Below are 24,382 nucleotides of genomic sequence, written 5' to 3'. Positions count from 1 at the left end.
GCGGCTTTTGTAGGAGCTGGCAAGCCAGCTCCTACAGAGTTACTCGCTCTGCGAGCCGCCACCGGCAGTGATCACCTGAATACTCATTCGCGGTGTCGCCAAGTCCAGTCCGGCCTCATCCAGATGACGCTTGAGTGACAGGTTGAACGCCCGCGACACTTCCCATTGCTTGATCGGCGCGGTCTTGAACCTTGCACGAAGAATCGCGTTGCCGGACTCGAAACTTTCCACCCCCTGAAACTCCAGTGGCGACCAGATGTTGCGTCGTTGCAGCGGATCGGTGCGCATTTTCTGGCCGACGTCGCGCATCAGCTTGATCGCGTTGTCGATGTCCATGTTGGCCGGCACTGCGACGCGGAAAATCGCGTAGCCGAATTCCCGGGAGTAGTTCTTGATGCTCTTGATTTCGCTGAACGGAATGGTGTGGACGATGCCGTCGATGTCCCGCAGGCGCACGGTGCGGATGGTCAGGCCCTCGACCGTGCCGAGATGGCCGCCGACATCCACGTAATCGTCGATGGCCAGGGAGTCTTCGATGATGATGAACAGCCCGGTGATCAGGTCAGCCACCAGCGACTGCGCACCAAAACCGATGGCCAGGCCGATCACACCGGCACCGGCCAGCAGTGGGGTGACGTTCATGCCCATGTTCGCCAGGGCGACGATCAGCGCGACGATGAAAATTGCCACGAACAGCACATTGCGGATCAGCGGCATCATCGTCTGGGCGCGGGCATTGGCCAGGCCTTTGCGCGAGCGGGTAAGGGCGTGATGCACGGCGGTGTCGCTGAGAATCCAGATCAGCCAGGCAAACAGCAGTGTTCCGGCAAGGCTGAACAACTTGATGCTGACCTCATGGCCGTCGCCTTCAGTGAAGCGGATCAACGACAGCCCCCAGACCCGCAGGCCGAGTTCGATGAAAGCCAGCCAGACCAGCAAGTGGGCGATGGTGTAGAAAAAGTTTTTCAGGCGTTCGGAATAAAACGCATGGCGTTTGATACTGCGCTGCGGTTTGAGGCCATGACGGCGGACGAGTCCGTTGATGACCATGCACAACACCAGCAGCACGGTGCAGATCAGCGACTGACGCAGTGCGGTGCTGGTGTCGCCGGCCGAGATAAACGTGGCAAACAGCGAAATGCCGACCAGCACCAGCGCTGGTACGTACCAGAAGGTCCCCAGAATCGAGAGCGTGTCATTGAGTGCGCGGCGGGTCAGGCGTCGTGACAACGGCTGATTGCGGATCAAATGAGCGATGGGGCGCCGGAAACGCAAGATGAACAATCCCGTGGACAACGCCGCCAGAACGTTGGCGACGGTTGCGGCGGTGTGGGCCAGATGACTGCCGAGGCTGTTGATCAATTGCGGATCGCTCAGGGCCTCGCCAAATGCAGCGAAACTGCCGATCAGCCACAGCGGCCGGAAGGCCTGGTGACGCAAGATGTACAAGGCGCGGTGGCGGTGCGGACCATCGAGCAGGGAAAAGGCAATCACGCAGATCGCCGAGAAACAGGTGCCGACCACCAGCGCATACGCCAACACCATCGCCAGGCTTTTACCCAGGGACGAGGGCAGGGCGTAACTCATGTAAACGGTGATGACTAACGCGATCAGCCATGGCCCAAGCTTGCGCAACGCAAAGCGCAGCATGTCCAGTGCCTTGGGGTGCTGCGGCAGTTCTTCGGTGAGGCCGAAGCGCATGCGTACGCGATGGCTGAGCCAGATCAATGCGGCGGCCAGCAGGCTCCAGACCATCAGGATCATGGCAAAGGCGAAGATCATCGGCAGCCATTCATTGGCCGGGAGTGCCAGCGCGGCCAGTTCCTCCTGGGCTTGATCAAGTTCGCTGGACCAGCGAGTGAGCGGGCTGTCGTCACCCGACAGTTTCTTTTCGAGACTGGCCAGGGTTCCACCAATCAAACCCAGTACGCCTTCTTCGGTGACAGGCTGGGCTTTTTTGGTGGCGTCCCGGAGTTTTTTAAGGTCCGCCAGCAACTTGGCCCGTTGCTCATCGTTCTCCAGTGATTTGATCACTTCGTCCAGGGATTGCCCCAGCGGTTCCTGTGCTTCGGGCTGGGCTTTGGTCTGGCTGCTGAGCAGGCCCGGCAAACCGACCGCGTTGGCAGGCGCCATCGGCAGCAGCATCATCAGGCAGATCAGGAAGGAGCATGGCAGGGCGAAAAGACGAGCGAACACTAGGCGGTCAACCTCGCAAGGAGCGGATCGACCGAGTGTACGAGCCCGTCTAAACCAATGCGAGCCGGGTGGGAGGATTTATTCGTTGAGTTTGGCGAGGATCTTGAAGATGACCGTGGCCAAAATCGTCAGCATGCCGATCCACATGGTGAACACGCCGATATTTTTGTCGCGAAAGTTGAAGCCGATGGCCAGCATGAGCATCCCGGCAAGAATCGGGATCAGCATGGCTTGGAACGTAGACATCGAGATCATGAAAACAGCCTTGTCGAAGGTATATTTGAAAGTCTAGGTGGCTTTTGGAAGGGCCGCCGGTTGCTACTGTAGGAGCAAGCTTGCTCGCGATGAACTCAAGGGCGCCGCGATTATTCAGGCAACCCCCGTCATCGTTCACGTCCATCGCGAGCTCGCTCGCTCCTACAGGGTATGGTTACGGCAACTCTCGGCAGGCGTAGAACGCGCTCAGCACTTTGACCAGGTGAGCCAGGTCATGGCTGCCGCACAGTTCACGGATCGAGTGCATCGCAAACGTCGGCAAGCCGATATCCACGGTGCGTACGCCCAGGTGGCTGGCAGTGATTGGGCCGATGGTCGAGCCGCAACCCATGTCGCTGCGCACCACGAAGCTCTGCACCGGCACTTCTTCAGCCATGCACAGATGGCGGAAGAAACCGGCGGTTTCGCTGTTGGTGGCGTAGCGCTGGTTACTGTTGACCTTGATCACCGGGCCGGCGTTGAGTTTCGGGCCGTGGTTGGCGTCGTGCTTGTCGGCGTAATTAGGGTGCACACCGTGGGCGTTGTCGGCCGAGACCAGCAGGGATTTCTGAATGGTGCGTACGAATTCGTCACCTTCAGGCAACAGGCGACGCAGGGTTTGTTCGAGCATCGGGCCGTCGGCACCGCAGGCCGAGCACGAGCCGACTTCTTCGTGATCGTTGCAAACCAGCACGCAGGTTTCGTCGGTATCTGCCGTGAGCAGCGCTTGCAGGCCGGCGTAGCAGGACAACAGGTTGTCGAGGCGCGCACCGGCGATGAAGTCACCGTGCAAGCCAATGACCGCGGCGCTATGGGTGTCGTAGAAACTCAGCTCGTAATCGAGCACCACGTCGGCGTTCAAACCGTGTTCGCGGGCAAGTTGATCCGTGAGCACGGCGCGGAAGTCCACGCGCTCGTCACCGGCAAATTGCGCGAGGATCGGTGGCAGCTCGGTCTGGGCATTGATCGGCCAACCCATGTTGGCTTCACGATTGAGGTGAATGGCCAGGTTCGGAATGATCGCGATGGGGGCCTTGAAATCGATCAACTGGCTCTCGACCTTGCCGTCACGGCGGAAGGTCACGCGGCCCGCCAGGGACAGGTCACGGTCGAACCACGGGGCCAACAGCGCACCGCCATACACTTCGACGCCCAGTTGCCAGAAACCCTGACGTTGCAGTTCCGGCTGTGGCTTGACCCGCAGGCAGGGACTGTCGGTGTGGGCGCCGACCAGGCGAATGCCGCCGTGCAGCGGCGAGTGACGGCCCATCTTGATCGCGACAATTGAAGAGTCGTTACGGGTGACGTAGTAGCGACCGTTGGTTTCGGTGTTCCACGGTTCGCGTTCGTCGAGGCGTTGATAGCCCGCCGCTTCGAGACGCTGAACCAGGCTGGCGGTGGCATGGAATGGGGTAGGGGAGGCCTTGAGGAAATCGATCAGGCCTTGGTTCAACTCTTCGCGCATAAGCAGCTCCAGACAGCAATGGCGCCAGTTTAACGCATTGGCCCCGCGCATTGGGCAAGTGCTTTCGCAATACCCGGGAGCCTCTGTCAGCCGATGATCAGATTGCCATTAAGGAATATTTCGCGACGTTGTTTGCGGCCAATATGTTCATGCTTGCTCGCGTGGTAGACCTCGTCGAATTTCTGCCGCGATAGGTCCGGAAACTGTCGGATGTGCTCGTCTACAAGGCGATCGTAGTTCGCTTCGGTGATGAGTTTGTAGATGTCCCGGCGATAGAAGAAACCGAGCTGGAAGCCGAGTGTTTCGCTGAAATGATGGGTTTGGTCGGCGAAGCAGTTTTCAAAGTCGATGGCTTTTAGTGGTTGCTGCGGCATTTCGCCGATCATGATGTTGCCAGCCCAGAAATCCATGTGCGTGATGTTCTTTCGGGACAGGGACTGCAACAGCTCGAAGGCGTTCTGAATGAAGGTTTCAACGTCGCCCGGGTTGCGTTTTAGCCACTGCACGCCATCCACATAACCATCGAGCAGGTGCGTGAGAATGAAGTATTCCTGGGTCAATCCCAGTCGGTTTCTGGTGTACCCATAGCCTTGCAGCGGTGGCATTTGTATGCCTCGACGCTGCGCTTCATGGGTATTGATCAGCTCCTCCAGCGGCCAGTCGAATCGCCCATTGCGCTGCGGTTTACCCAGGCTTACCCGGAGTTTGGCCTTGAATGTGTCCAGCGGCTGGACCTTTGCAAACAATGGCGTTTTGCCCGAAACCAATGGTGCGCTTGCACGAGTGAGTTTTTGGGCGCGTCGTTTTTTGATGAGTTGTTCGAGGGCCTGACGTGCTTCGATGCTCAGCTGTTCACTCAGGTGAAGGGTCGTGCTGCCGAAAACAAAGGTCACGGGGTAGTCGCATTGGAGCGCTTTACTGCTGAGCACGGGGGCGGCCTGAATGATGTCGGAGTGCCACAATTTTACTTTTGTTTACATTTTTTTGACAATATTTTAACGCTGCTTTTATGTTGTGTTTTTTTGTAACTGAAAATGAAACGCCCTTCAAAGGAAGGGCGTTTTCAGGTGGGGCTCAGGTGTCACTCAAAAAGGTGCGGGACACTCGAAGAGTAAGCGTTCGCCACTTTGCGGGTGCGTGAAGCTGAGCATGCTTGCGTGCAGGCACAGGCGTGGCCAGGCCGCCAGCGCCTGCTCATGTGCATAGAGCCCGTCACCCAGCAGCGGATGGCCGATGGAAAGCATGTGCACGCGCAACTGGTGGGAGCGGCCAGTGATCGGGGTGAGCTCGACACGGCACCAGTCGCCGCACCGCTCCAGCACACGCCAGAACGTCAGGGCATGTTTGCCGAACTCATGATCGACCACGTGGCGTGGCTTGGTGGGCGGGTCGTAGCGCAGGGGCAGATCGATACTGCCGCTGTCCAGTTCCGGTTGACCCCAGCACAGGGCGGTGTAGGCCTTTTCGGTTTCGCGGTCGTGAAATTGCCGAGACAGCTCGCGATGGGTGTCCGGGTCACGGGCCAGCAAAATGATGCCGGAGGTTTCCCAGTCCAGTCGATGGACAATTCGTGCTTCCGGGTAGCCGTTTTCCTGCAGGCGGGTAATCAGGCAGTCCTTGTTGTCATCGGCCCGGCCAGGGACCGAGAGCAACAGGGTTGGCTTGTTCACCACCAGTACGGCAGCGTCCTCATGGAGGATGTGGATGTTGGACAGCGGCATTAAAACAGCCTCGTAACAAATGCCAACGGCGGCTCGATCATTTGACGCCCTGCCTGTAGGAGCTGGCTTGCCAGCGATGGCATCAATGCGTTGTAACAGTTACAACGCGCTGCTTGCATCGCCGGCAAGCCGGCTCCTACAAAAAAGGGGCGCCCAAATGATCGAGCCGCCGTGGCTCCTGTCGGATCGACTCAGCGATCTGGCAGGGTGATATTGAGTTCCAGAATCGAGCAGCTGCCCTGGCTTTCCAGAGCGACATGCACGTCATCGGACCCGATATTGACGTACTTGCGGATTACCTCGACCAGTTCCTTCTGCAAGGCCGGCAGGTAGTCCGGGGTACTGCGTTGGCCGCGTTCGTGCGCCACGATAATCTGTAGACGCTCTTTCGCTACCGACGCGGTGCTTTGCTTTTTGTTGGCACGAAAGAAGTCAAAAAGGTTCATTGCTTAGTTGCCTCCAAACAGGCGCTCGAAGAATCCCTTCTTCTGTACATCAAGGAATCGATGATCCACGGTCTTGCCCAGCAGGCGATCTACGGTGTCGCTGTAGGCCTGGCCGGCATCGCTCTGGTCGTCGAGAATCACCGGAACGCCCTGGTTGGATGCCTTGAGCACCGCCTGGGATTCAGGGATCACGCCGAGCAGGGTCACCGAGAGGATATCCTTGACGTCTTCTACGCCGAGCATTTCGCCTTTGCTCACACGTTCCGGGTGATAACGGGTAATCAGCAGGTGTTCCTTGATCGGGTCTTCGCCGCGTTCGGCGCGACGGGACTTGCTGGCCAGCAGGCCGAGCATGCGGTCGGAATCTCGAACCGAGGACACTTCCGGGTTGGTCACGACAATCGCTTCATCGGCGAAGTACATGGCCAGGTGGGCGCCTTTCTCGATGCCGGCCGGGGAATCGCAGACCACGAACTCAAAGTCTTCCTTGAGTTGCATCAGGACTTTTTCCACGCCTTCGACGGTCAGCGCGTCTTTGTCGCGAGTCTGGCTGGCGGCCAGCACGTAGAGGTTTTCCAGGCGCTTGTCTTTGATCAGGGCCTGTTGCAGGTTGGCTTCGCCGTTGACCACGTTGACGAAGTCATACACTACGCGGCGCTCGCATCCCATGATCAGGTCAAGGTTACGCAAGCCCACGTCGAAGTCGACGATCACTGTTTTGTGGCCGCGCAGAGCGAGGCCGGTACCGATAGCGGCGCTGGTGGTGGTCTTACCCACACCACCCTTGCCGGATGTAACCACGAGAATCTTGGCCAAGGTGTTTCACCCCTAAGGAAAAAGGACTTTTTTAGCCCCTGAAAAACATCTCTTTAAAAACTACTGCAGTCGGACAGCCTTGGCTGGAATTGGGTTTTGAGCGATGCCTACCCCCGGTAAACACTGCTGTTGACCTTTTTCCTACTTCGTTTGAGCCGTTTTCGCTACGTTTTCGAGATGCTTGGAAAATGCGGCAGTATCCGTTAAAGACGAATGATGTTCAACACATCGCCCGATAGGCTGACTTGCACGCCCGAACCCCACAGCGGGTCGCGGCGCAGGTCCTCGGAAACCTTGTAATGGCCTGCAATCGAGATCAATTCAGCGCTCATTTGCTGGCAGAAAATCCTTGCCTTCTTGTCACCCTTGACACCAGCCAGCACGCGACCACGCATCGGCCCGTATACATGGATGTTGCCATCGGCGAGAAGTTCCGCCCCCGGGCTGACCGAGGAGATCACCACCAGATCGCTGCCCTGGGCATAAATCTGCTGGCCACCGCGTACTGGCGAAGTGATGATTTTCGTCGGCTTGATGGTCGGCTCGGGCGGTTTTTCCGGTTTTTTCTTCGGTTCGCCTTCGATCAGGTCCAGGGGGCGTTCCCGGGCACCGGACGGTGGCAACACCGGCAAGTCGACCGCAATGGCGGCGGCGATGTCTTCGATGCGGCTGGCGCGGATCGCCAGGGTACGCAGGCCATGCTGGCGGCAAACGCGCATCAGCCCCGGCAGATCGACGGCACCTTCACTGGCCGGGAGTTTGTCCAGGGCCAGTACCAGCGGCGCGTTGCTGAAGAAGTTGGGTGCCTGGGCGACCTTGGCGGCCAGCTGCCGATCAAGGCTTTCGAGGTCGTTACGGGCCAGTTCCAGCACCGTAATGGCCAGCATGCTGCCCTTTAACTGGAACACGGGATCTTGGTCTAGCTGTTCGGTTTGGCTCATGGTCGGCATACAACGACTTGTCACTAAAAGTGCCGAGACTTATAACGAGAACGCCCGCAGGCCGCAAGCCGGGTCGAACGATGTAGAATGCGCGGCCATTGTCATTCCGGAAGCATTAATGGACCGCCCGCGTTTTCAAAAAGCATTTCTATCTCCACGTTTCTGGCCGCTGTGGTGTGGCTTGGGGCTGTTGTGGCTGATCGTCCAGTTGCCGTATCCGGCATTGCTGTGGACCGGTCGCGCCCTGGGTGCGTTGATGTATCGCGTGGCCGGCGACAGACGGCGCATTGCCAGGCGCAACCTGGAACTGTGTTTTCCTGAAATGACCGCTGCCGAGCGCAAACACCTGCTCAAGGAAAACTTCGCCTCGACCGGCATCGCTTTTTTTGAAATGGCGATGAGCTGGTGGTGGTCGCGCAAACGGCTGGCGAGCCTGGCACACATCGAAGGGCTGGAGCATTTGCAGCAGGCCCAGCGTGAGGGCCGGGGCGTGATTCTGATGGCACTGCATTTCACCACGCTGGAAATCGGCGCGGCGCTGCTCGGCCAGAAGCACACCATTGATGGCATGTACCGCGAGCACAAGAACCCGTTGTTCGATTACATCCAGCGTCAGGGTCGTGAACGGCACAACCTCGATTCGCTGGCGATTGAGCGTGAAGACGTGCGCGGCATGCTCAAGTTGCTGCGCTCGGGTCGGGCGATCTGGTACGCACCGGATCAGGACTACGGCGCCAAGCAAAGCATCTTCGTGCCGCTGTTCGGCATCCAGGCCGCCACCGTGACGGCCACCAGCAAGTTTGCGCGGCTGGGCAAGGCGCTGGTGGTGCCGTTCACCCAGGAGCGTCTGGCGGATGGCAGCGGTTATCGTCTGGTGATCCATGCGCCGCTCGAGGGCTTCCCCGGCGAAACCGAAGAGGCCGACTGCCTGCGCATCAACCAATGGATCGAAAGCGTCCTGCGCGAGCATCCCGAGCAATACCTGTGGGCGCATCGCCGCTTCAAAAGCCGTCCACCGGGTGAGCCCAAGTTGTACGCCAAGCGCGGTTGAGTAACCGTTTCCCAAGCACCATGGAGCGTTGCGATGAGTTCTGCTGAACCGGTTACAGGGTTGATTCTTTCCGGCGGCGGGGCTCGGGCGGCGTATCAGGTCGGGGTGCTGGCGGCAATCGCCGAATTGCTGCCGCCGGGAGCGCGCAATCCGTTTCCGGTGATCGTCGGCACCTCGGCGGGCGCGATCAACGCCGTCAGCCTCGCCAGTGGGGCGATGGACTTTCGGGGCGCCATCGAGCGCCTGACGGCCTTCTGGCAGGGTTTTCGCAGTCATCTGGTGCTGCGCAGTGACTGGCCCGGGGTGATCGGCCAGGCCAGTCGTTTTGTCAGCCACAGCTTGTTAGGCATCGGCGCTCAGGTGCCGGTGGCGTTGCTCAACAGTTCACCGCTGCGGGATTTGCTCAACGACAAATTGCACATGAACGGCATCGCCGAAGCCATTGCCCAGCAGCAGTTGCAGGCCGTGGCGGTGACGGCGTTCGGCTATGAGTCGGGTCAAGCGGTCACCTTCTATCAGGGCGGTGGAAAAATCGACGCCTGGCTGCGCCATCGGCGTGTTGGCGTTCCGACCCAGTTGTCCGTTGATCATTTGCTCGCCAGTTCGGCTATTCCGCTGTTGTTTGCCCCGGTGAAGATCGGCGCAGAGTATTTCGGCGATGGCGCGGTTCGCCAATCGGCACCGATCAGCCCGGCGTTGCATCTGGGCGCGAGCCGGGTGCTGGTGGTGGGTGTCAGCGGCAACCCCCGCGGCGTCGACCCCGAGCAACCCTTGCTGCGTACGTACACCGGTCAGCAGCCAACCCTGGCGCAAATCGGCGGGCACATGCTCAACAGTACCTTCATTGATAGCCTGGAAAGCGATATCGAACTGTTGCAACGCCTGAACCAGTTCAGTCACCTGATGCCCGACGGCACGCCGATCCGTGCGCTGGGTGTGGCGCCCGTGGAGGTACTGGTGATTTCACCTAGCCAGCCGATCGACGAGATTGCTGCGCGTCATCGCCAAGAGCTGCCGGCGGCGTTGCGTCTATTTTTGCGTGGGCCGGGTGCGACCAAGACCAGCGGGGCGGGGGTGCTGAGTTATCTGCTGTTCGAGGCGGGGTATTGCGGCGAGTTGATTGAGTTGGGGCGCAGGGATGCGCTCGCCAAGAAGGGCGAGTTGTGCCGGTTTCTGGGGTTGATTTAGGGGCGAGCAAGCTCGCGATGGACGTTAACGATGACGCTGGGAGCCTGACCCCCCGTGGCGTTCTCTAGTTCATCGCGAGCAGGCTCGCTCCTACAGGATCAGAAGTGAACCTTGACCAGGAAGCTGGTCACGCTCTGATCGGTCTTGAAGCCCTGGCTGTCTTCAATCCCGTACTTGTTTTTCCAGTAGTCATACTCGACACCGACGTACAGTTGCTTGGCACCCAGGTTCAGCGCCTTGCCCAGGTCATATTTGACCTGTGGGTTGAAGTGCAGGTTGGCGTGGTATTCGCCTTCGTCGTTCACATCGTTGTCGACGACCCAGTCCATGTAGCCGTCGATCAGGATGTTCGAATCTCCGACCGGGACGGTGTAGGACCAAACGGGTGTGACCTGCCAGACATCGTCACCCGGACGGCCGCCCTCGGTGTGACGGTTGTAGAAGTTCAACTGGAAGTAGTCGAAGCCAGGAATGGCCAGGTCGAAACCAGGACCTACCAGGTACGATTCGGTGTCGTCTTCGCCAAACTCATAAGTCATGGCCAGCAAGACGTCCTTGATTGGGCCGAACTCGAATTTCTGGTCGAAAATCTTGCCGAACGACAGGCGCGGCTGGAACTCACCGTAGTGGGTGTTTTCTCCGGCGTAGTAGTCTTCTTCGCCGTTGTAGAAGATCTTGTCGATGAAGAAGAAGTTGTCGCCGTATTTCCAGCCATCGGCGTGCTCGAAGGTCACCGTCTGCTGGATGCGCGGGTTGACCTGGAAGTCCTTGCCGTAAAGGTAGGTCAGACTGTTGTCCTGCCATTGCAGCCACTCGCCGGCCATGGCTTGGCCCCCGGCCAGCATCGACCCTGCCAGCATCAGGCTAGTGCACGTACGTTTCATTCGGTTGCTCCCAAAAAGTAGGTGGTTCCACGTTATTTTTTTATGGTCGGCGCTCTGGTGTGACGCCTGTTCTTGCAGCATTAAACGATCATCCATTCGGTCAGCTTTATTGCGCTGCGCAACAGCTGTGCCAAGGCTTTCAAAAAGCAAAAAAACTCCCGTTCGACGGCCCGGGAGCAGTCGATTGAGAGTGTTTTTGGGTTGCCTTGATACCGTCCAGGGCCGGGATAAGCTGGCTTTCTGGTCAGGATTTACATCCGGGCTTTTTTTTAAACCGGATTCGGGCGGCCGCGGAGAATACTGACTCCTCGGCCAGGTCTCAAGTGCTCCGCAATGGCGCGCCGATGACACGGTTTGGGCGCTATTGCGAGGCAGCATCAGAAATGCACCTTCACCAGCAAGCTGGTGGTGTTTTCATTCGTGTCGAAGTTCTGGGTGTTTTGGATGCCGTACTTGTCTTTCCAATAGCTGTACTCGGCGCCGACATACACCTGTTTCTCACGCCAGCCGAAGGCTTTGCCCAGGTCGTATTTGATTTGCGGGTTAACGTGGACGTTGGCGTGGTAGGTGCCGTTTGAGTTCTGGTCGTTATCCACGACCCAGTCGATGTAGCCATCGATCAACAAGTTCGATTTGCCCAATGGAAGGGTGTAGGACCAGGCGGGTGTGATCTGCCAGACATCATCGCCGGGGCGCGAACCCTCGGTCTGGCGGTTATAGAAGTTCAAGGTGAAGAAGTTGAAGCCTGGTACCGCGAGGTCGAAACCGGGGCCAATCAGGTAGGCCTCGGTGTCGTCTTCGCCGTTCTCGTAGGTCATGGCCAGCAGCACGTCCTTGATCGGGCCGAATTCGAAACGACGGTCGAAGATCTTGCCGAAAGAGAGGCGCGGGCTGAACTCGCCGTAATAGGCGTGGACGCCTTTGTTTCGGTCTTTCTCGCCGTTGTAGTAGGTGCTGTCGATGAACATGAAGTTATCGCCGTACTTCCAGCGGTCGGCGTGCTCGAAAGTTATCGTCTGCTGGATCGACGGGTTGACCGCGAAATCCTTGCCATACAGATAACTCAGGCTGTTGGTCTGCCACAGCAGTAGATCGCCGGCCATGGCTTGACTCGCGGCCAGCAGGCCAGCACTCAACAGCAGGTTGGTTTGTGTCCGTATCATCTGTTGCTCCCTCTTGTTTTTATTTTTCAGGCGCAGGCAAACCCTGACCTTGTAGGAGCCGGCTTGCTGGCGAAGGGTCCAGAACATCCAGCATCGATGTCGTCCGGTACATCGTCTTCGCCAGCAAGCCGGCTCCTACAGGGTTTGCGTTTTTTCTTAGTGCGAGTGGGCCTGGCAATCGTTGATGGCCGCGCGTTCTGCGCCGCCGAGGATGTTGAACAGCAGGTTCAGTGTCAGCGCACTGAGCGTGGCCATGGCGATACCGCTGTGGGTGATCGGGCTCATCCACAATGGCAGGTGGGCGAAAAACTCCGGACGCACCACCGGGATCAGGCCCATGCCGATGCTCACCGCCACCAGCAATTGATTGCGACGGTCACCGATGTCCGCTTCCTGGAGAATCTTGATTCCGGTGGCGGCAACCATGCCGAACATCGCAATCGCTGCACCACCCAGCACCGCGGGTGGAATCGAGGCCACCAGGAACGCGGCTTTGGGCAGCAGGCTCAAGACGATCAGCAAGCCGCCGGCGACGATGGTCACCGAACGGCAACGCACGCCGGTCATCTGCACCAGGCCGATGTTCTGGGCGAAAGAGGAGTGGGTGAAGGTGTTGAAGAACCCGGCGAAGAACGAGGCGCCGGCGTCACACAGCAAGCCACGACGCAGCATGCGCGGGCAGACTTCCTGGCCGGTGATCTTGCCCAGCGCGAGGAACATCCCGGTGGACTCGACAAAAATGATCACCACCACGAGGCACATCGAGAGGATCGGCGCGAGTTCGAATTTCGGCATGCCGAAATGCAGCGGGGTGACGAATTGCAGCCATGGCGCTTGATCCATGCCGCTCAGGTCGACCATGCCGATCAGGCCGCAGAGCACGTAGCCCAGGCACATGCCGATCAGGACAGAGATGTTGACCCAGAAGCCGCGCATGAAACGATGCACCAACAGAATGGTGCCCAGCACCAGTGCGGCAATGGCCAGATAAATGGGGGATCCGAATTGAGTGGCACTCGCACCGCCACCGGCCCAATTCACGGCCACGGGGAACAGCGACAAACCGATCGAGGTGATGACCGTGCCGGTCACCAGCGGTGGGAAGAAGCGTACGACTTTGGACATGAACGGCGCGATGATCATGCCGAAGAACCCGGCGGCGATGGTTGCGCCGAAGATCCCTTGCAGACCGATCCCGGGCATGCCGGCCATGGCGACCATGCTGCCGACGGCGGCGAAGCTGGCGCCCATCATCACCGGCATGCGGATGCCCATGGGGCCGATACCGAGGGACTGGACGATGGTGGCGATCCCGGCGACCAGCAGGTCGGCGTTGATCAGAAAGGCGATTTCTTCACGACTCAGGCCAGCGGCCTGTCCGATGATCAGCGGCACCGCGATGGCGCCACCGTACATCAGCAGAACATGTTGCAAACCGACCAGGATCAGTTGCAAAAGGGGCAAACGCTGAATGGCGGGTGCGTCGGGGATGCGCGCTGCGGATAGCTCGGACATGCAACACCTCGGATCTTTTTTATTCTTTTGATTTTGTGCGTCAGGCAACCGCTGCGCGGTTGATCGCCAGCAAGCAGGCTCCTACAGGTTTTGGGTCGGTCGCTTCATTTGTGAACGACATAAATCCGTAGGAGCCGGCTTGCTGGCGATGCTTTTAACGATGAATCAGTTGGTCTGGGCTCCCTGCGCAATCCACGCACCGATCAGGTCACGTTCCTGCTGGGTCATCTGCGTGATGTTGCCCAGTGGCATGATCTGGCTGGTGACGGCTTGCGCCTGAATCCGCGCTGCGTTCTGGCGGATCTGCTCGGGGGTGTCGAACATCACACCGGCAGGGGCCGCACTGAACAGCGGGCTGGTTGGCTTGGCCGAATGGCAAACCGAGCAACGTTCCTGAATCACGCTGTGCACCTTGCCGAAACCGGGACCGGCGTTGGATGCCTGAGCCGGAGCGGTTGCAGGTGTCTCGGCAGGTTTGGCTTCAGCCGGTTTCAAGCCACCGCCCACTGCAGTTTCCGGCAATGGCTGGTACTCGATGGCAGCAGGGGCCTTGGCCACTTCAGGGGCGCTGGACATCGGCTTCGGACCGGACACATAAGCCAGGCAGATCATGCCCACCGCTGCCACCGGCAGGGTCCAGGCAAACTTGTGGCTGTCGTGACGGGTGTTGAAGTAGTGACGCACCAACACGGCCAGTACCGCGATCCCGGCCAGGATCAACCAGTTGTACTGGCTGCCGTAGGTGCTCGGGAAGTGGTTGCTGATCATGATGAACAGCACGGGCAAGGTGAAGTAGTTGTTGTGACGCGAACGCAGCAGGCCTTTGGCCGGCAGGGCCGGATCCGGCGTGCGGTTCTCGGCAATCGCCGCCACCAGCGCGCGTTGCGCCGGCATGATGATGCGGAACACGTTGCCGACCATGATGGTGCCGATGATCGCGCCGACGTGCAGGTACGCACCCCGACCGCTGAACACTTTGCTGAAGCCGTAGGCCGCGGCGATGATCAGGACGAACAGGATTGCGCCGAGCAGGGCAGGGCGTTTGCCCAGGACCGAGTCGCACAGGAAGGAGTAGATGAACCAGCCGATGAACAGCGAGCCGATACCGATGGCCACGCCTTCAGGCCCGCTCAGGGTGCTGCCCGGAGCCAGCAGGTAGAGCGTCGGGTTGGAGTAGAACACCACGCACAGCAGCGCGATACCCGACAACCAGGTGAAGTAGGCTTCCCATTTGAACCAGTGCAGGTTGTCCGGCATGGTCGGTGGAGCCAGTTTGTATTTTTCCAGGTGGTAGATACCGCCGCCGTGGATCGCCCACAAATCACCGGCCAGACCGCTTTTCGGGTTGACCCGATTGAGGTTGTTTTCCAGCCAGACGAAATAGAACGACGCACCGATCCAGGCCACGCCAGTAATCATATGAACCCAGCGCACGCTTAGGTTCAGCCATTCCAACAGATGTGCTTCCACAGTCTTTACCTCTCGCCTGTCACTCTGTTGTCGAGTGATCAGACCTTCTCTTATTGGTGGGGGGCGAGGATCAAACGCTCATCCTCTTTGAAAAAATGCTCATCGCAGTTATTGCCTGTGCCACTGCGATCAACCACCAGGAAGTCATCCCGCTTTTCGATCGTCAGCACCGGGTGGTGCCAAACGCCGCGATGGTAATTGATGCCCTGCCTGCCGTTGGTGACGAAGGCGCGGACCAAGCCTGATACAGGTGCATCGCCAACGGGCGCGACCACGATCAGAAAGGGGTTGCCGAGCAGTGGAATGAAAGCCTGACTGCCCAGCGGATGGCGCTCCAGCATGCTGACGGTCAGCGGCATGTCCTGCGCGTCGGCGCGGAAGATGCTGATGATCGCGTTATCCTCTGGCTTGGCGGTTTCGACCGTGGCCAGTTTATGGAAGCGCATGGTCGAACCGTTGTTGATCATGAAGTGATCGCTGCCGTCGGTTTCGATCACGTCACCGAAAGGGGCGAAGGCTTCTTTGGTCAGCGGTTCAATCGTTAATGTGCGCATGCTGTTCTACTTAATCTCAAATGTGTTGGTGTGCAGCTTTTGTAGGAGTCCGGCTTGCCGGCGATGGCGTCGGTAAGGGCGCCATCACCAGCAAGCCGACTCCTACAGGTTTCCCATCAGCGCTTATTTAGCGACCTTGCCCAAAACGCGCAGGCGGCTCACACCACCATCCGGGAACACGTTCAGGCGGATGTGGGTGATCGGGCCCAGTGCCTTGATCTGCTCGGCGAAGGTGTGCTCAGCGTGCATTTCCAGTTTTTGTGCTGGCAACAGTTCACGCCAGAACAGCGACTGGGTTTCGATCTGGCTGTCGGTACCGCCCTTCACGAACGCGCCCTGGATCGAGCAGGTGTCCGGGTAGTTGCCTTTGAAGTGCAGGGTGTCGACGATGACTTTCTCGATCTCGCCCGGGTGACCCAGCGCGACGATGACCCAGTCATTGCCCGGTGTACGACGACGTGCAGTTTCCCAGCCGTCGCCCATGTTGATGCCACGGCCCGGGTTGAGGATGTTGCTCATGCGGCCGAAGTGTTCGTCGGAGCAGGCGAGGGCGCGGCCACCGTTGAGGGCTGCGGCCAGGTCGACTTGCTCATTGTCACCGACAGCGGACCAGTCGCGGAACGGAATGCCGTACACGCGCAGGCGGGCCACGCCACCATCCGGGTAGATGTTGAAGCGCAGGTGGCTGAACGACTGGTCGTTGTTGATTTCGTGGAAGTGGTGGCTGTTGCCTTGCAGCTCGACGGCGGACAGCACTTCAGTCCACTGGGTGTTTTCATCAGGCTCGCCCGAGGCCAGGAAGCAGGCTTCCAGAGAGGCCGATGGCGGGAAGTTGCCGGTGAAGAATGAAGTGTCGATGTCGACGCCCTTGATCGAACCGGGCACGCCCAGGCGGATCACTGCGCTGTCGAAGCCTTCGAAGCGCTTGCGGCGCGATTCCCAGCCGTCCATCCACTTGCCGTTGTCATCGAACACGCCCTCCTTCCATACGGCCGGGGTCGGTTGGAACAGACGGTTGGCGTCTGCGAACCAGTCATCGGTGACCGAGATGATTTTGGTGCCCAGGCGGGCGTCGGCCAGGTTGACGAACTTCTCGAAAGGTACGGCGTAAGCTTTCATTCTTCTTGTCTGCCTTTAAATAAGTGGCTTGGGATGCTTGCAGTGCCCTGGGTGTTTTCGCGTTTTTAACACTCGGGCAAGGCTCGCTATAGGGTCAGTAAACGGAACAACGCAATCTTGTTGATCTCGGCCAGCGCGCATTTGAATTCGGTATCGACCGAGTTGTGAATGCGCGTTTCGAACGCTGCGAGGATCTGATGCCGGTTGCTGCCTTTTACCGCCATGATGAAGGGAAACTTGAACTTGGCTTTGTAGGCGTCGTTCAGCTCGGTGAAGCGTTGGAACTCTTCGGCCGTGCATTGGTGAATACCGGCGCCAGCCTGTTCATTGGTGCTGGCTTCGGTCAGTTGGCCCTGGACGGCGGCTTTGCCGGCCAGGTCCGGGTGAGCGACGACCAGCTCAAGCTGGCTTTCATGATCGGCGCTCAACAGGATGTCGCTCATGCGCTGGTGCAGGGTTTCGATCTGGTCGATCGAAGCGTCCTGGCCCAGGTCGAAGGCCTTCTCGGCCACCCATGGCGAATGTTCGTAGATGTCGGCGAAAGCGGCAACGAAGGCCTCGCGGCTCAGGGTCGAAGGTTTAACGGTTTGAAAGGTGCTCATTGGGCGGCCCCTGTGTACGGGTGGGTTTCTTGCCAGTGACGTGCGATGTCGACGCGACGGCTGAACCACACCTGTTCATGACTTTTAGCGTATTCGATAAAGCGCTTGAGCGACGCCAGACGCGCCGGACGGCCGATCAGGCGGCAGTGCAGGCCGATCGAAAGCATTTTCGGGGCGTCGCGGCCTTCGGCGTACAGCACGTCGAACGCGTCTTTGAGGTATTCGAAGAAATCGTCGCCCTTGTTGAAACCCTGGACCTGGGTGAAGCGCATGTCGTTGGTGTCCAGCGTGTACGGGATCACCAAGTGCGGCTTGCCGGTCGGGTTGTTCGGTTCCCAGTAGGGCAGGTCGTCGTCGTAGGTGTCGCAGTCGTAGAGGAAACCGCCTTCTTCCATCACCAGGCGACGGGTGTTCGGGCCGGTGCGGCCGGTGTACCAGCCCAGTGGGCGTTCGCCGGTGATTTCGGTGAGGATGCGGATTGCTTCGAGCATGTGCTCGCGTTCCTGGGCTTCGTCCATGTACTGGTAGTCGATCCAGCGATAGCCGTGGCTGCAGATCTCGTGCCCGGCATCGACCATGGCGCGGATCACGTCCGGGTGGCGCTGGGCAGCCATGGCCACGGCGAAGATGGTCAGCGGGATGTCGAATTCCTTGAACAGTTTCAGAATCCGCCAGACGCCGGTGCGGCTGCCATACTCGTAAAGGGATTCCATGCTCATGTTGCGCTCGCCTTGCAGCGGTTGAGCGGAAACCATTTCCGAGAGGAAGGCTTCAGACTCTTTGTCACCGTGCAGGATATTGCGCTCACCACCTTCTTCGTAATTGAGCACGAACGACAGGGCGATGCGGGCATTGCCCGGCCAGTGTGGATGCGGAGGGTTACTGCCGTAACCGACCAGGTCGCGTGGGTAGTCAGCGCTCACTGCAGTTTTCCTTCTTGTTCGGTGATATCGGTGGGTGTGACGCACCTTGGGTGGAGATGGCAGGCTGGCGTCACAGCGATGTGGTGATTGTATACAACTTTATATTCAATTTGTAAGCCTGAATTTTCGCATTTTTCACCAGCTGTCATCTTTTGCTGTTATTGGCGTGAGCCCGCACGAAATCTGCCCGATCCATCAGCTTTTGATTTGAAGGTTCACAATCTGCGGGCTTTAGCGCCAGATTGGCGAAAAATCCAGGGAGGGCGGAAGTGGTGTTAAAAATGTCGTTTTTATTGTGTACAATTTTTTTGAAAAATGTCTTAATCAGTCGCTCGCCGCAGCGTTTCGTGCTTCGAATCGATGCGGTCTCCTTTTCAACTGACTTCGGGAGGCGCGAAGTCTGACTGCTCCACGCAGGCAGGCGCGCAGAATCAATGGGACGTTTGACTACACACGTTTTGGACGCAGCACACGGTTGCCCGGGCAGCTCGATCAAGGTCGAGTTGTACCGCGTTGAAGGTTCGCACCTGGAATTGGTCGCCAGTGCGATAACCAATAGCGATGGTCGTGTCGATGCACCGCTGCTGCAAGGCGATGACTACCGCACCGGGGTCTATCAGGTTCAGTTTCACGCGGGCGATTACTACCGTGCCCGTGGTGTCCAGTTGCCGGAACCTGCTTTCCTGGACGTGGTGGTGCTGCGTTTCGGCATCTCTGCCGAGCAGGATCACTACCATGTGCCGCTGTTGATTTCGCCTTACAGCTACTCCACGTACCGCGGCAGCTGATCCCCCAAGCAGCTGCCACATCCTGGAAGCGACTGCGCATATAGCTTCTTTGGTTTTCGCCCGCTCACACTGCGGGCTTTTTTTCGTCCTTGAGAAAGTGGGTGTCTGGTCTGGCGCCTTCGCTGGCAAGCCAGCTCCTACAGTGTCCGGGTCGTACACAAAACATGTGAACACCTTTGAACCTGTGGGAGCTGGCTGCCAGCGATGCTTTTAACGGCTCAACAGAGATGCAGCACCTGCACCGCTGAACAACCCCGCACTGATCCGGTTGAACCAGCTCTGCCCCTTGCCGCTGCGCAGATACCGCGCCGCGCCATGTGCACCTAGCCCATAGGCCAGCTTGCACGCCAGATCCAGCAGTGTCCAAGTGACGATCATCACCAGCAACTGCGGCAGGAACGGCTGTTCGGCACTCAAGAACTGCGGCAGGAACGCGGCAAAGAACAGAATGTCCTTCGGATTGCTCGCGCCCAGCATGAACGCCCGGCCGAACAGTGCGCGAAAACGCGGTACCGGCGCCGCCTGAGGGACTTCGGCGCCATGGGAGGGCAGGCGCGACTGCTGCCAGCTCTGCCACGCGAGATAGAACAGGTACAGCGCGCCAAGGATTTTCAGGGCGCTGAACAGCTGTTCCGACGCCAGCAGGAGGGCGCCCAGGCCCAGCGCCGAAGCGCTCAACAGGCAGATCGAGGCCGACACGCCGCCGAGAAACGCCGGGTAGGAACGGCGCAAGCCGTAATTGAGGCTGTTGCTGATCATCAGTAACGACAGCGGCCCCGGGATCAGGATCACTATCAGTGCAGCACCGCTGAACAACAACCAGGTTTCCAGACTCATCACTTTCCTCCATTTGCACAAAAGCCCCACCCGACGGGGTGAGGCTGTTTCCAAGCGTGTACTGCGGGTGGTTTACAGGAAGATGAACTTGGCGATGAAGATCGCGCAGAGCACCCACAGGCTGACAGAAATTTCCTTGTACTTGCCGGTACCGGCCTTCATCGCCACGTAGGTGATGAAGCCCAGCGCGATACCATCGGCGACCGAGAAGGTCAGTGGCATCATGATCGCGGTGACGATTGCCGGGATGCTGTCGGTGGCTTCGTCCCACTCGATGTGGGCCATGCCGCCCATCATCAGCATCGCTACGTAAATCAGAGCGCCAGCGGTTGCGTAGGCAGGGATCATGCCGGCCAGCGGAGCAAAGAACATGGCCGCAATGAATAGCACACCCACGGTCACAGCGGTAAGACCCGTCCGACCACCCGCCGCGACACCGGCCGCGCTTTCTACATAGCTGGTCACTGGCGGAACGCCGACCACCGCGCCAAACACGCTGGAAGCACTGTCGGCTTTCATTGCGCGGGAGAGGTTTTCGATCTTGCCGTCAGCGCCCACCAGGTTGGCGCGTTGGGCAACACCCATCAGGGTGCCGGCGGTGTCGAACATGTGTACGAAGAGGAATGCCAGGACCACGCTGACCATGCTGATGTTGAACACACCCGCAACGTTCATGGCCATCCAGGTCGGCGCCAGGCTAGGCGGCGCAGACATGATGCCCTCGTAGTGCACCAGGCCCAGACCCCAACCGGCCAGGGTCACAGTGATGATGCTGATGAGGATCGCGCCGAACACTTTGTGATAGCTGAGGATGGCGATCATCAGGAAGCAGACGGCGGCGAGCAGCGGGCCGGGTTCGCGCAGCGAGCCGAGCTTGATCAGGGTGGCCGGGCTGTCGACGACGATACCCGCGGTTTTCAGACCGATCAGGCCCAGGAACAGACCCACACCGGCGCCCATGGCAAAGCGCAGGCTGACCGGGATGCTGTTGAGCAGCCATTCACGAATCCGCGAGAAGGTCAGGATCATGAACAACACGCCGGAAACGAATACCGCGCCAAGCGCGGTTTCCCAGTTGTAGCCCATGGTGCCCACCACGGTGTAGGTAAAGAAAGCGTTCAGCCCCATGCCCGGTGCCAGACCAACCGGCCAGTTGGCGTACAGGCCCATCAGCAGGCAGCCCAGCGCTGCGGCGATGCAGGTGGCGACAAATGCCGCACCGTGATCGATGCCGGCGTCGGCCATGATGTTCGGGTTGACGAAGATGATGTAAGCCATTGTGATGAAGGTTGTCAGACCGGCAATCAGCTCGGTCTTCACCGTGGTGCCATGCAAGCTGAGTTTAAACAGACGTTCTAGCAAGCCATTGCGTGATGGCGGCGAAAGATCCAGCGTCGATGCTTCGGATTTGCGGCTTTCCACAGCGAGTACTCCTCAAGAGTTTTATTTTTATTTCCAGGGCCGGACCCATGAGGGTGGCAGCGGCCCTTTGAGGCACTTGCGAACTTGTTGACCGCTTGGTCAGGAACTCGCACGAAGTGGATTATGCTTTTGTATACAAAGAAAGCAAATAATGTTTTTGATTTTGTTTACGAAGTTTTCGTTGATAGCGGTATATCGCTCTTGCTGGCCTCATCGCCAGCAAGCCGGCTCCTACAGGGGAGGGTGGGGGTCACAAGTCTTGTGTGCGCCGCCACTTCGTAGGAACCGGCTTGCTGGCGATGGCGCCCGCAAGGGCCCCACAAAAACCTCGAACCGGCGCGTTTGGATGAAGGGCTTGGGCGATTGGCGGCGGTTGTGCGTCAGGCGCAGGCAGCCTGAAAACAATAAACCGGCGCAAGGGCCGGTTTATTTTTGTCTGGGTTTTATGGTGTCTGAACCGGCCTCATCGCCAGCAAGCCGGCTCCTACAGGGGAGGGTGGCGGTCACAAGTCTTGTGTGCGCCGCCACTTCGTAGGAGTCGGCTTGCTGGCGATGGCGTCCGCAAGGGCACCACAAAAACCTCAGGCTGCGGCGAACCGCTTGTCCAGGTAATCAATGATGACCTTGGACTCATACATCCAGGTCGTCTGGCCGTTTTCTTCGATACGCAGGCACGGCACCTTGATCTTGCCACCTTGCTCCAGCAGGGCCTGGCGATCCTGTTCGTTGTTCTTCGCATCACGCAATGCCACCGGCACGTTCAGGCGACGCAGGGTGCGGCGGGTTTTCACGCAGAACGGGCAGGCATGGAATTGATACAGCGTCAGCCCCTTGGCGGCGGATTCGACCTGAGCCTGAGCGGCGACGGGGCGTTTCATTTTGCCCGGGCGAGTGATGAAGTCGATGAAGATGATCAGTTGGCCAAGGCCGACACGAAGCGCTTTTACGAACACGTTGAAAGCCTCACGGTGCTAAGAAAGAAAGGCGCGCAGCTTACCTGATTTTTTGCAGACGAAAAAAAACCGGCGATGAATGCCGGTTTTCTTCGTGCAGCGAATTACTTGATGAGGCTGAGGAATTCGCTACGGGTCGCGGCGTTTTCGCGGAACTCACCGAGCATCACCGAGGTGATCATCGACGAGTTCTGCTTTTCCACACCGCGCATCATCATGCACATGTGCTGGGCCTCGATCACCACCGCAACGCCCAGGGCGCCGGTGACTTGCTGGACCGCGTCGGCGATCTGGCGGCTGAGGTTTTCCTGAATCTGCAGGCGGCGGGCGTACATGTCGACGATCCGCGCGACTTTCGACAAACCAAGGACCTTGCCGCTCGGAATGTAGGCAACATGGGCCTTGCCGATGAACGGCAGCAGGTGGTGTTCGCACAACGAGTACAACTCGATGTTCTTGACCAGCACCATTTCGCTGTTATCGGAACTGAACAAGGCACCGTTGGTGACTTCTTCCAGTGTTTGTTCATAGCCGCGGCAGAGGTACTGCATGGCTTTGGCGGCACGTTTTGGCGTGTCGAGCAAACCTTCGCGGGAGACGTCCTCGCCAAGTTGACCGAGTATCGCCGTGTAATTCTGTTCCAATGTCACAGAGCTTTATTCCGTATGGGTTCTAGAGGGGTACGGTTTCTGTCTGTACCAATTTTGTACCAATCAGGCTTTGCTCCAGCTTCCCGATTTCGCTCCAGTCTTCACTGGAGTTGATCCACCGGGCATAGGTCGACAGTAGCATTTGCACGCTGTGGCCGAGCTGATTTGCAATGAACCCAAGGTTCATGCCTGCCATTAAGCACATGGTAGCGTAAGTGTGCCGGCAGTTGTATTGCCGTCTGCCCCTGATCTTCAACGCAACCAGTGCTGCCTTGAAGTGTTTGTCAGTCACGCTAGCTTGCTGAATGAATTCAAAGTTCTTGGTGGGCGGGAACACAAATGGCGACTGTTTGTGCTGCCGACGACTCTGCTTCGCCCTTAACACTGCCACACCTTTGGCCATATTAATCGCATTTAAGGCCCTACTATTCAGCATGACCCGCCTTGACTCGCGGGTTTTTGTGCGCTCCTCGATCTTGTAGTCCGCCACGATTCTGCACACATTGGCGACGCGCCCCTCGGTGTCCACCTCATCCCAGCGCAATGCCGCTATCTCCCCAGGTCGCATGCCGGTGTAAAACGCGAACTCGAAATAGGCCGCGTATACAAGCATCGAACCGGTCAGCACCTTATATAAGTGCCTAACGATCAAATCAGCCTCAACCACCGTAAATGGATCCACCGGTTTTTTTGCCTTGACCGGCAACTCAATCGAGCCGACTGGGTTCCGTGTAATCAGCTCATCCCTCACCGCGCTTTCAAACATCGTGTGCAGCCGCTGTATCACCGAACGCTTTAGGGTTGACGATTTCCAAGGTGTCTCGCTGACGATTTTGCGGACCATCGCCGAACTGATCTGATCGATGGGCAACAATGCCAGATGGGGCATCCAATAGATGTTCAGGGAGATCCGGTAGTTTTTTCGGGTACCGCCCACTACTTCTCGGCTGTCTAGCCAGGTTTGTGCGTACCCACCGAACAGGGGAGTTGCAGAGTACGTGGAGTAGTTCGAATTCGGGAAAAGCTCGGCGTAACGCTGCTCGTCCATCACTCCATGCTTGATCAGGCTGCTTACTGTAGCGCGAAGATCTGCGGCTGCCTTGATGCCTTTTGGCGTTTGGGGATAGGGGAGGGTCTCGCAGCGGCGGAACTTCCATGTGAAGCGAATCCGGACTGACTGGCCCGCGAATTCAACTCCAGCGGGCAATCCCAAAGGCTTTCTAGCCATACCTCGTATCTCCTGATGCTGTAATAAATTTGCCCATCGATTTCTTTCCACACCCCTTTCGGGATGATGCCGCGCTGACGTTTACCCTGAAGGGCACGGCGAGTCGTTCCGACCATTTCGGCGAAGTTCTTTTCTGCGACCTTGTCGGACAGGTACTCAACCGCTATCTGTTCTACTGCTGTCATGTTGATGCTC

Annotated in this window: 25 protein-coding genes; 3 read left to right on the top strand and 22 right to left on the bottom strand. The window is 58.5% G+C overall.

Translation table 11 applies throughout. The annotated features are described in order from the left end of the window. Positions 1-39: 39 nt before the first annotated feature. From CKW19_RS19020 to minC, 8 genes are all read right to left on the bottom strand, one after another. Positions 40-2,196: a mechanosensitive ion channel family protein gene (locus CKW19_RS19020; RefSeq protein ID WP_095059321.1), complete on the bottom strand. Its 2,157-nt coding sequence runs from the start codon at positions 2,194-2,196 to the stop codon at positions 40-42. Positions 2,197-2,274: 78 nt separating this feature from the next. Next, the gene (locus CKW19_RS28875) at positions 2,275-2,442 is read right to left on the bottom strand and encodes a hypothetical protein (RefSeq protein ID WP_177408830.1); all 168 of its coding nucleotides are present in this window, start codon (positions 2,440-2,442) and stop codon (positions 2,275-2,277) included. A 184-nt stretch (positions 2,443-2,626) separates the two neighbouring features. After that, positions 2,627-3,916: a M18 family aminopeptidase gene (locus CKW19_RS19015; RefSeq protein ID WP_095059319.1), complete on the bottom strand. Its 1,290-nt coding sequence runs from the start codon at positions 3,914-3,916 to the stop codon at positions 2,627-2,629. 86 nt (positions 3,917-4,002) lie between these two features. Next, the gene (locus CKW19_RS19010; RefSeq protein ID WP_095059361.1) at positions 4,003-4,845 is read right to left on the bottom strand and encodes a hypothetical protein; all 843 of its coding nucleotides are present in this window, start codon (positions 4,843-4,845) and stop codon (positions 4,003-4,005) included. Positions 4,846-5,001: 156 nt separating this feature from the next. After that, positions 5,002-5,637, bottom strand: a complete 636-nt coding sequence (locus CKW19_RS19005) for an RluA family pseudouridine synthase (RefSeq protein ID WP_095059317.1) — start codon at positions 5,635-5,637, stop codon at positions 5,002-5,004. Between the two features lie 191 nt (positions 5,638-5,828). Beyond that, a complete protein-coding gene (gene minE, locus CKW19_RS19000) occupies positions 5,829-6,083 on the bottom strand; it encodes a cell division topological specificity factor MinE (protein WP_007974947.1) in 255 nt (84 codons plus the stop codon). Between the two features lie 3 nt (positions 6,084-6,086). Next, on the bottom strand, positions 6,087-6,899 hold the full coding sequence (minD, locus tag CKW19_RS18995) for a septum site-determining protein MinD (RefSeq protein ID WP_090453967.1): 813 nt from the start codon (positions 6,897-6,899) through the stop codon (positions 6,087-6,089). A gap of 203 nt (positions 6,900-7,102) precedes the next feature. Beyond that, entirely contained in the window at positions 7,103-7,840 is a 738-nt protein-coding gene (gene minC, locus CKW19_RS18990; protein WP_095059359.1) for a septum site-determining protein MinC, read from the bottom strand. Between the two features lie 118 nt (positions 7,841-7,958). On the opposite strand from minC, the gene CKW19_RS18985 reads away from it, so the two are divergent. Together CKW19_RS18985 and CKW19_RS18980 are read left to right on the top strand one after the other, a co-directional pair. Then, positions 7,959-8,891 carry a lipid A biosynthesis lauroyl acyltransferase gene (locus tag CKW19_RS18985; protein WP_095059315.1) on the top strand — a complete coding sequence of 311 codons (933 nt, stop codon included), beginning with the start codon at positions 7,959-7,961 and terminating at the stop codon, positions 8,889-8,891. Between the two features lie 33 nt (positions 8,892-8,924). Beyond that, positions 8,925-10,079: a patatin-like phospholipase family protein gene (locus CKW19_RS18980; RefSeq protein ID WP_095059314.1), complete on the top strand. Its 1,155-nt coding sequence runs from the start codon at positions 8,925-8,927 to the stop codon at positions 10,077-10,079. 98 nt (positions 10,080-10,177) lie between these two features. Here the strand turns inward: CKW19_RS18980 and CKW19_RS18975 are convergent, their stop codons facing one another. The 8 genes from CKW19_RS18975 to puuE form a co-directional block, all read right to left on the bottom strand. Next, positions 10,178-10,963 (bottom strand): outer membrane protein OmpK, encoded by a 786-nt coding sequence (locus tag CKW19_RS18975; protein WP_095059312.1) that lies wholly within the window; start codon positions 10,961-10,963, stop codon positions 10,178-10,180. 377 nt (positions 10,964-11,340) lie between these two features. Beyond that, complete coding sequence (locus CKW19_RS18970; protein ID WP_095059357.1) at positions 11,341-12,126, bottom strand: hypothetical protein; 786 nt, start codon at positions 12,124-12,126, stop codon at positions 11,341-11,343. Positions 12,127-12,282: 156 nt separating this feature from the next. After that, entirely contained in the window at positions 12,283-13,641 is a 1,359-nt protein-coding gene (locus tag CKW19_RS18965) for a nucleobase:cation symporter-2 family protein (protein ID WP_095059309.1), read from the bottom strand. A gap of 165 nt (positions 13,642-13,806) precedes the next feature. Beyond that, positions 13,807-15,111, bottom strand: a complete 1,305-nt coding sequence (locus CKW19_RS18960; protein ID WP_095059307.1) for a urate hydroxylase PuuD — start codon at positions 15,109-15,111, stop codon at positions 13,807-13,809. Positions 15,112-15,161: 50 nt separating this feature from the next. Further along, a complete protein-coding gene (locus CKW19_RS18955) occupies positions 15,162-15,665 on the bottom strand; it encodes an ureidoglycolate lyase (RefSeq protein ID WP_095059305.1) in 504 nt (167 codons plus the stop codon). A gap of 123 nt (positions 15,666-15,788) precedes the next feature. Continuing rightward, the gene (gene alc / locus CKW19_RS18950) at positions 15,789-16,784 is read right to left on the bottom strand and encodes an allantoicase (RefSeq protein ID WP_095059303.1); all 996 of its coding nucleotides are present in this window, start codon (positions 16,782-16,784) and stop codon (positions 15,789-15,791) included. A gap of 86 nt (positions 16,785-16,870) precedes the next feature. Beyond that, complete coding sequence (gene uraD, locus CKW19_RS18945; RefSeq protein ID WP_095059301.1) at positions 16,871-17,386, bottom strand: 2-oxo-4-hydroxy-4-carboxy-5-ureidoimidazoline decarboxylase; 516 nt, start codon at positions 17,384-17,386, stop codon at positions 16,871-16,873. Further along, positions 17,383-18,309, bottom strand: a complete 927-nt coding sequence (puuE, locus tag CKW19_RS18940) for an allantoinase PuuE (RefSeq protein ID WP_095059299.1) — start codon at positions 18,307-18,309, stop codon at positions 17,383-17,385. Before puuE ends, uraD begins: the two co-directional genes overlap by 4 nt. 434 nt (positions 18,310-18,743) lie before the next feature. On the opposite strand from puuE, the gene uraH reads away from it, so the two are divergent. After that, positions 18,744-19,097, top strand: a complete 354-nt coding sequence (gene uraH, locus CKW19_RS18935; protein WP_003223171.1) for a hydroxyisourate hydrolase — start codon at positions 18,744-18,746, stop codon at positions 19,095-19,097. 210 nt (positions 19,098-19,307) lie between these two features. On the opposite strand, the gene CKW19_RS18930 is transcribed toward uraH, so the two are convergent. The 6 genes from CKW19_RS18930 to CKW19_RS29155 all read right to left on the bottom strand — a co-directional run bounded on the left by CKW19_RS18930 (position 19,308) and on the right by CKW19_RS29155 (position 24,372). Next, a complete protein-coding gene (locus CKW19_RS18930; protein WP_053157031.1) occupies positions 19,308-19,934 on the bottom strand; it encodes a LysE family translocator in 627 nt (208 codons plus the stop codon). Positions 19,935-20,006: 72 nt separating this feature from the next. Next, positions 20,007-21,356 (bottom strand): NCS2 family permease, encoded by a 1,350-nt coding sequence (locus CKW19_RS18925; protein ID WP_095059297.1) that lies wholly within the window; start codon positions 21,354-21,356, stop codon positions 20,007-20,009. A gap of 581 nt (positions 21,357-21,937) precedes the next feature. Continuing rightward, positions 21,938-22,309, bottom strand: coding sequence for a glutathione S-transferase N-terminal domain-containing protein (locus CKW19_RS18920; protein WP_095059295.1), 372 nt, complete (start codon positions 22,307-22,309; stop codon positions 21,938-21,940). Positions 22,310-22,413: 104 nt separating this feature from the next. Continuing rightward, complete coding sequence (gene folE, locus CKW19_RS18915) at positions 22,414-22,959, bottom strand: GTP cyclohydrolase I FolE (RefSeq protein ID WP_095059293.1); 546 nt, start codon at positions 22,957-22,959, stop codon at positions 22,414-22,416. 22 nt (positions 22,960-22,981) lie between these two features. After that, a complete protein-coding gene (locus CKW19_RS18910) occupies positions 22,982-24,127 on the bottom strand; it encodes a site-specific integrase (protein WP_256580357.1) in 1,146 nt (381 codons plus the stop codon). Next, on the bottom strand, positions 24,031-24,372 hold the full coding sequence (locus tag CKW19_RS29155; protein ID WP_256580354.1) for a hypothetical protein: 342 nt from the start codon (positions 24,370-24,372) through the stop codon (positions 24,031-24,033). Before CKW19_RS29155 ends, CKW19_RS18910 begins: the two co-directional genes overlap by 97 nt. Between the last annotated feature and the right edge of the window lie 10 nt (positions 24,373-24,382).

Origin of the sequence: Pseudomonas sp. Irchel s3f7 (genome assembly GCF_900187615.1) — a bacterium.
GTDB lineage: Bacteria > Pseudomonadota > Gammaproteobacteria > Pseudomonadales > Pseudomonadaceae > Aquipseudomonas.
Note: the sequence above shows the minus strand (reverse complement) of the source record. Positions and strands in the feature narration are given on the sequence as shown.

Bases quoted from the DNA above. Each gene is read 5' to 3' on its own strand.
- uraD (WP_095059301.1), bottom strand. From the start codon at position 17,386: ATGAGCACCTTTCAAACCGTTAAACCTTCGACCCTGAGCCGCGAGGCC.
- CKW19_RS18975 (WP_095059312.1), bottom strand. From the start codon at position 10,963: ATGAAACGTACGTGCACTAGCCTGATGCTGGCAGGGTCGATGCTGGCC.
- CKW19_RS28875 (WP_177408830.1), bottom strand. From the start codon at position 2,442: ATGTCTACGTTCCAAGCCATGCTGATCCCGATTCTTGCCGGGATGCTC.
- CKW19_RS18980 (WP_095059314.1), top strand. From the start codon at position 8,925: ATGAGTTCTGCTGAACCGGTTACAGGGTTGATTCTTTCCGGCGGCGGG.
- CKW19_RS19015 (WP_095059319.1), bottom strand. From the start codon at position 3,916: ATGCGCGAAGAGTTGAACCAAGGCCTGATCGATTTCCTCAAGGCCTCC.
- minC (WP_095059359.1), bottom strand. From the start codon at position 7,840: ATGAGCCAAACCGAACAGCTAGACCAAGATCCCGTGTTCCAGTTAAAG.
- CKW19_RS18965 (WP_095059309.1), bottom strand. From the start codon at position 13,641: ATGTCCGAGCTATCCGCAGCGCGCATCCCCGACGCACCCGCCATTCAG.
- CKW19_RS29155 (WP_256580354.1), bottom strand. From the start codon at position 24,372: ATGACAGCAGTAGAACAGATAGCGGTTGAGTACCTGTCCGACAAGGTC.
- CKW19_RS18985 (WP_095059315.1), top strand. From the start codon at position 7,959: ATGGACCGCCCGCGTTTTCAAAAAGCATTTCTATCTCCACGTTTCTGG.
- CKW19_RS18930 (WP_053157031.1), bottom strand. From the start codon at position 19,934: ATGAGTCTGGAAACCTGGTTGTTGTTCAGCGGTGCTGCACTGATAGTG.
- CKW19_RS18970 (WP_095059357.1), bottom strand. From the start codon at position 12,126: ATGATACGGACACAAACCAACCTGCTGTTGAGTGCTGGCCTGCTGGCC.
- CKW19_RS18955 (WP_095059305.1), bottom strand. From the start codon at position 15,665: ATGCGCACATTAACGATTGAACCGCTGACCAAAGAAGCCTTCGCCCCT.
- CKW19_RS19005 (WP_095059317.1), bottom strand. From the start codon at position 5,637: ATGCCGCTGTCCAACATCCACATCCTCCATGAGGACGCTGCCGTACTG.
- alc (WP_095059303.1), bottom strand. From the start codon at position 16,784: ATGAAAGCTTACGCCGTACCTTTCGAGAAGTTCGTCAACCTGGCCGAC.
- uraH (WP_003223171.1), top strand. From the start codon at position 18,744: ATGGGACGTTTGACTACACACGTTTTGGACGCAGCACACGGTTGCCCG.
- minE (WP_007974947.1), bottom strand. From the start codon at position 6,083: ATGAACCTTTTTGACTTCTTTCGTGCCAACAAAAAGCAAAGCACCGCG.